Source organism: Ruegeria sp. BHSA162, from assembly GCF_059613385.1.
On the sequence record NZ_JBXWSK010000122.1, the window covers coordinates 1 to 6,609 of the forward strand.

The window sequence follows — 6,609 nt, forward strand, 5'->3', positions numbered from 1 at the left end:
GCGCGAAACTATTGGAAAAGCCACGATTTTGATGCCTTGCCCGCGGATGCAATTGCAGGGCTTCTGGACAGTATCTCGACCCTTCCGGACCCGTCCTGCGAGGTGTTCGTTGCCCATGTCGGCGGTGCGATGGCCCGGGTCGAGGCTGCGGCGACAGCCTATCCCCAACGCTCGGCCCATTTCATCATGAACGTGCACACCCGTTGGGAAGATCCGGCCAAGGATGACACCTGCATTGCCTGGGCGCGCGCGCTCTATGACCGCATGACGCCGCATGCAACCGGCAGTGCCTATGTCAATTTCATGCCAGCGGACGAGGCCGACCACCTGTCCGGCGCCTACGGGGCCAATGCCACGCAGCTGTCGCGCATCAAGGGGCGGTACGATCCCGGCAACCTGTTCCGGGTGAACCACAACATTCCACCCGCGTGACGGCTTGAACTTCTTGCAGTGTCTGGCATAGACCGCGACCAACTGGACAGGGTCGGCGGGCAACACTACCGTGGGCCCGACATTCCCAACAGGAGACCCAGACTCATGTCCAAGATGCTTTCGATCGCGGCCGCAACCCTTGCGTTCACCGCAACTTCGGCCCTTGCGGACGGGCATTGCGCCGCGGGCAAGACCCTGACCGAGGGCAAGTTCACCGTGGCCACCGGAAACCCGGCCTATTACCCGTGGGTGATGGACGACGCGCCCGAGTCCGGCCAGGGCTTTGAAGCCGCCGTCGCCTATGCCGTGGCCGAGGAGATGGGCTTTGCCGCGGATGACGTGGTCTGGGTCCGGTCGTCCTTTGACGAAGCAATCCAGCCCGGCGCCAAGAATTTCGACGTGAACATCCAGCAATACTCGATCACGCCCGAACGCGATCAGGTCGTTGATTTCTCGGCCCCCTACTACACCGCACCGATGGCGGTTCTGGTCAGCGCAAACGCCGTTGATACCCCGCCCACGCTCGAGGCGCTGAAGGGCCTGCAATGGGGCGCGGTCGGGTCGACCACCGCCGTGCCGAAACTGGCCAGCGTGATCCAGCCGGATGCCGACCCGCTGCTCTATGGCGACAATGCCGATGTGAACGCGGCCATGACCGCGAACCAGATCGACGCCGCGCTGTTCGACCTGCCTACCGCCCTGTTCCTGAGCGCGGTGATGATCGAAGGGTCCAAGGTGATCGGCCAGTTCCCTGCCGATCAAGGCGACAACCCCGACCAGTTCGGCATGTTGATGGAGGAAGGCAACCCGCTGAAATCCTGCGTGGATGCGGCCATCGCTGCGCTGACCGAAAGCGGCAAGCTGGCCGAGATCGAGGCCAAATGGCTGCAGGACACGACGGGCGTTCCGCTGATCAAGTGACATGACACGAAACAGAACGGCGGGCCCGACCCGCCGCGAACTTTTTGAGGCGCAGCAGCGGCGGCGGTCGATCCGGATCGCCGCGACCAGCACCGTTCTGGTCGTCGTGGCGCTGATCGTGCTGGTGCCGCTGGCGCCGGGCTGGGCAAAGGTCCAGCAGAGCTTTTTCAACGGCGAGGTTTTGGTCAAGACCTTCCCGAAGCTGCTCGAAGCCTTTAAGATCAACGTGATGATCTTTGCTTGGTCGGCACCGGCCATCGCGGTGCTGGGGCTGCTGATCGCGCTGGCTCGCGACACCAAATCGCCCGCGCTGTTCCCATTGCGCATCTTCGGCGCGGCTTTCACCGACATCTTCCGCGGCGTGCCTGTGATCCTGACCGTCTATCTGATCGGCTTCGGCATTCCCGGGCTGGGCCTGACCCGACCGTGGAACTCACCCTATATCTGGGGGTCGCTGGCGCTGATCCTGACCTATTCGGCCTATGTGGCCGAGATTTTCCGCTCGGGCATCGACAGCGTGCATCACAGCCAGCGCGCCGCCGCCCTGTCGCTGGGCCTGACCGAAGGCCAGGTGATGCGCGACGTGGTGCTGCCGCAGGCCGTCCGCAACGTCGTGCCCTCGCAGATGAACATGCTGATCGCGCTGCAAAAGGACGTGTCGCTGCTCAGCTTCATCGGCCCGGTCGAGATCTTCCGCCAGGCGGGCGTGTTCAAATCGCTGCTGGCCAATTTCACGCCTTACGTGGGCGCGGCGATCATCTTCCTGATCGTGACCATCCCGGCGACGCGCTATGCCGACCACCTCATGGCCAAGCAGATGAGGGAGCGGCGCTGATGTCGAAACTGAACCTGCGAAACGTCGTCAAACGCTTTGGCGACCGCACCGTCTGCGACGGCATCGACCTGACCGTGGACGAGGGGCAGATGGTCTGCCTGATCGGCGCTTCGGGGGCAGGCAAATCCACCGTTCTGCGCTGCATCAACCTGCTCGAACCGATCGAGGATGGTGAGATCCTGCTGGACGGGGTCGACATCTCGGTGCCCGGGCTGGATCCGCAATCGGTGCGCGCGCGCATCGGCATCGTGTTCCAGAGCTTCAACCTGTTCCCGCACATGACGGCGCTGGACAACGTGATGCTGGCGCCGCGCCGCGTGCGCAGCCGCACGCGCGCCGAGCTGCTGCCCCAGATCGAAGAGATGTTCGAACGCTTCGGGCTTGCCGACCGGATGCACAACTATCCCGACCAACTATCTGGTGGACAGCAGCAGCGCGTCGCCATCGTGCGCGCCCTGGCCATGCAGCCCGAGGTGATGTTGTTCGATGAGATTACCTCGGCTCTGGACCCGCAATTGGTGGGCGAGGTTCTGGACGTGCTGCTGATGCTCAAACAGCAGGGCATGACGATGGTGATGGCCACGCACGAGATGGGCTTTGCCCGGCAGGCCGCAGACAAGGTGTGTTTCCTGCAGAACGGCCGCATCGTCGAGGAAGGCCCGCCCGAGCAGCTGTTCGACCACCCGCAGCAGGACGCCACACGGCAATTCCTGGCGCGCGCGCTCAAGTAAACGTCGACGTCGGATCAGCAATTCAACATTGCACGGGCCGGACGCCAACTTCGTGCTAGACTCCAGCGCATTGCCATATGCTGCTGGAGGTTCGGAATGCGTCTTTTGTCCCTGTCTGCCGTGAGCGTTGCTGCCGGTCTGACCCTCGGCAACATGGCTTTGGCCCAACAGATCGCGGACACGATCTATACCGGTGGTCCGATACTGACGATCGATGACGCCAGGCCCACGGTACAGGCGGTCGCGGTCAGGGATGGGCGGATCATCGCGGTAGGTGAACTGTCCGAGATGCGCAGCCACCAGGGCGACGACACGACGATCTTTGATCTGGACGGGCGCGCAATGCTGCCCGGTTTTGTCGACAGCCACGGCCACGTGGTCATGGGCGGTTTGCAAGCCTTGTCGGCGAACCTGCTGGCCCCACCGGATGGCAAGGTCACCGACATTGCCAGCCTGCAGGCGGCGTTGTCCGCGTGGGCCGAGGCCAATGGTGACACCGTCAAAGCGATGGGGATGATCATCGGCTTTGGCTATGACAACGCACAACTGGCCGAACTGCGCCACCCTACCCGTTCCGAACTGGACGCGGTATCGCGCGACGTTCCGATCATGATCATCCACCAATCGGGCCATCTGGGGGTGGGCAATTCCAAGGCACTTGAACTGGCCGGGATCACCGCAGAAACCGAGAACCCGCCCGGAGGTGTGATCCGAAAGGACGAGGCCGGCGAGCCGAACGGCGTGTTGGAGGAATACGCATTTTTCGGCGCCTTGGTGCCCCTGCTTGGCAGTGTCGGCGAAGACGGGCTGCAGACTTTCGCGCGCGCCGGCAGCCGGATGTGGGCGCGCTTTGGCTACACCACCGCGCAAGAGGGGCGCACCTCGGGCGCGGCGGTTCAAGCCCTGCGCCGGGTGGCCGCGGACGGCGACCTTCCCATCGACGTCGTGGCCTTTCCCGACGTTCTGGAATCGCGCGACTTCATCGAGTCGGACGCCTCGCGCACCTATGCCGACGGGGTGCGAGTCGGCGGGTGCAAGCTGACAATCGACGGTTCGCCGCAAGGGTTTACCGCGTTGCGGGATCGGCCCTACTACGATCCGGTCGGGGATTACCCGCCCGGCTATACCGGATACGCCGCCATCACGCGCGAACAGTTGCAGGATGCGGTGAACTGGTGTTTCGAGAACGGCCATCAAATCCTGACCCATTCCAATGGCGAGGGGGCCACGGACCTGCTGATCGCTGCCATCGACGAGGCGCAGCTGACCTATGGCGATCCGGGCAACCGGCCGGTTCTGGTGCACGGTCAGTTCCTGCGCGAGGATCAGGTGGCCAGCCTCAAACGATTGGGCGTGTTCCCCTCGCTGTTTCCGATGCACACCTTCTACTGGGGCGATTGGCACCGCGACCACACGGTCGGGCCGGTCAATGCCGACAACATCTCGCCCACCGGCTGGGTGACAGAACGCGGCATGATGTTCGGTACGCATCACGACGCGCCCGTGGCGTTTCCCGACAGCATGCGGGTTCTGGCCGCGACGGTCACCCGGCGCACCCGATCTGGCGACATCCTGGGCCCGCATCAACGGGTCGATGTGATGACGGCGCTCAAGGCGATGACGATCTGGCCGGCATGGCAGCATTTCGAGGAAGACCAGAAGGGATCGATCGAGGTGGGCAAACTGGCCGATTTCGTGATCCTTTCGGATGACCCGACCGCGGTTGACCCCGAAACGCTTGCCCAGCTTCGTGTGGTGACCACCATCAAAGAGGATGCGGTGATCTTCGACGCCGATACGGCGGTCAAGGAGGGGCGACTGGACCGACGCCCCCTTGCCCCTGATCCGGTGACGGCACATCTGCTGCTGCATGCACTGTATCAGGGCATGGATGTCGAACGGCCTTGGCTGGCACACTTCACGCAGCCCTCGACCGAGTGAATCCGCTTTCCGAGGTGGGGCAATAGAGATACCGTCGCCACATGGTGCTTTTTCTGACCCTTGTTGCGACAATCGCCGGTCTGGTGGCCTGGTATTTCTGGTCGAAGTCCAGGGCCAGGGCCGCGCTGCTGCAAACACCGCTGAGCGAAGATGAGCGGCGGACCATCCACGCGACTGTGCCGATTCTCGAGCGGCTGCCTGCCAAGCTGCGCGCCACTTTGGAAGGCAAGATCAACCTGTTCCTGAACCAGGTCGATTTCATCGGCTGCGACGGTCTGGAGGTCACGGACGAGATGCGCCTGTCGATTGCCGCACAGGCCTGCCTTCTGGTCGTCAACTCGGACCAATGGTACGACAATCTGACGACGGTCCTGATCTACCCAAACGCCTTCAAGTCCCGCCAACAGCGGCACAGCGGCTATGTCGTGACCGAACAAGAGATCATCCGTACCGGCGAAAGCTGGGACCGGGGGCCGGTGATCCTGTCCTGGGCGCACAGCCGGCAGGGCGCGGCAAACGATCATGACGGACACAACGTCGTGTTTCATGAATTCGCGCATCAGTTGGATGATCTGTCCGGAGGCACCAACGGTGTGCCAGTTCTGGCCAAGGGTCAAAGCTATGCCGAGTGGGAGCGTGTTTTTCTGGCCGCGTACGACGCGCATCTGCACGCCGTCGAGACAGGCCGGCGCACGGTGATCGACCCCTATGGCGCCACCGGACACGAAGAGTTCTTTGCCGTCACTGTCGAGCTGTTCTTTGAACGTCCCGAGGCCCTTAGGGATACCGCGCCCGAATTCTACGGACAGCTGTCCAAATACTTCCGGCTGGATCCAATCGAATGGCCGAAACCGTCCTGATCCGTGATCAGAAATCCAGACCCAGATCGACTGTCCGATAGGAATGGGTCAGCGCCCCGGACGAGATGTAGTCGACCCCGGTGGCCGCGATCTCGGCCACCGTGGCCACGGTGACTTTGCCCGACGCCTCGGTCACCAGACGCCCATCCACCATCGCCACGGCCTCGGCCAGCATGTCAGGCGTCATGTTGTCCAGCAGCACCACATCGGCGCCGCCGGTTTCCAGAACCTCGGCCAACTGGTCCAGCCGGTCCACTTCGATCTCGACCTTCATCATGTGCGACGCACGCGCCTTGACCGCCTCGAGCACCGCGCGCACCCCGCCGGCGGCGGCGATGTGGTTGTCCTTGATCAGAATCGCATCCGACAGCGAATGGCGGTGATTGAACCCGCCGCCATGCAGCACGGCCAGTTTCTCGACGATGCGCAGGCCCGGGGTGGTCTTGCGGGTGCAGGTAATGCGCCCCTTGGTCCCGGCGGTCTGCGCCACCAGCCCGGCGGTCAGGGTCGCCACCCCGGTCAGACGACCGGCAAAGTTCAGCGCCACGCGTTCGCCGGACAGGATCGAGGCCGCGCTGCCGGCGATCTCCATGAGGGTCTGGCCCTTGGTGCAACGGTCCCCGTCCGCCACAAGCGGCGTGATCTTCAACGTCGGGTCCACCAGCCGGAACGCCAGGGCCGCAACCTGCATGCCCGACACAACCGCATCCTCGCGCGCGTTCAGCCGTGCGGCATAGGTCACGTCCGCCGGGATCACGGTGCGGGTAGTGATGTCGCCGCAGGTGCCCAGATCCTCGGTCAGGGCGGCGCGGACCATCGGTTCGAGGATCAGGTCGGGGACAGTGGCATGATGCATTTTGCGGTTTCCTTGAAGATTTTCGACCGCAGC

General features: G+C 63.5%; 7 protein-coding genes. 6 read left to right on the forward strand and 1 reads right to left on the reverse strand.

Going from position 1 to position 6,609, the window contains the following annotated elements:
* From AC2FM5_RS18880 to AC2FM5_RS18905, 6 genes are all read left to right on the forward strand, one after another.
* Positions 1–432, forward strand: a 432-nt coding sequence (locus AC2FM5_RS18880) for a BBE domain-containing protein (RefSeq protein WP_496737454.1), incomplete at its 5' end; no start/stop codon positions are given.
* Between the two features lie 105 nt (positions 433–537).
* Positions 538–1,353 (forward strand): ABC transporter substrate-binding protein, encoded by an 816-nt coding sequence (locus AC2FM5_RS18885; protein WP_170421190.1) that lies wholly within the window; start codon positions 538–540, stop codon positions 1,351–1,353.
* A 1-nt stretch (position 1,354) separates the two neighbouring features.
* A complete protein-coding gene (locus tag AC2FM5_RS18890; RefSeq protein ID WP_170369582.1) occupies positions 1,355–2,188 on the forward strand; it encodes an amino acid ABC transporter permease in 834 nt (277 codons plus the stop codon).
* Complete coding sequence (locus AC2FM5_RS18895) at positions 2,188–2,919, forward strand: amino acid ABC transporter ATP-binding protein (protein WP_496737457.1); 732 nt, start codon at positions 2,188–2,190, stop codon at positions 2,917–2,919. The genes AC2FM5_RS18890 and AC2FM5_RS18895 overlap by 1 nt, the downstream gene beginning before the upstream one ends.
* 96 nt (positions 2,920–3,015) lie before the next feature.
* Positions 3,016–4,860, forward strand: coding sequence for an amidohydrolase (locus AC2FM5_RS18900; protein ID WP_496737459.1), 1,845 nt, complete (start codon positions 3,016–3,018; stop codon positions 4,858–4,860).
* A 41-nt stretch (positions 4,861–4,901) separates the two neighbouring features.
* Complete coding sequence (locus AC2FM5_RS18905; RefSeq protein ID WP_496737461.1) at positions 4,902–5,720, forward strand: M90 family metallopeptidase; 819 nt, start codon at positions 4,902–4,904, stop codon at positions 5,718–5,720.
* 7 nt (positions 5,721–5,727) lie between these two features.
* Here the strand turns inward: AC2FM5_RS18905 and nadC are convergent, their stop codons facing one another.
* The gene (nadC, locus tag AC2FM5_RS18910) at positions 5,728–6,576 is read right to left on the reverse strand and encodes a carboxylating nicotinate-nucleotide diphosphorylase (protein ID WP_496737463.1); all 849 of its coding nucleotides are present in this window, start codon (positions 6,574–6,576) and stop codon (positions 5,728–5,730) included.
* Positions 6,577–6,609: the final 33 nt, after the last annotated feature.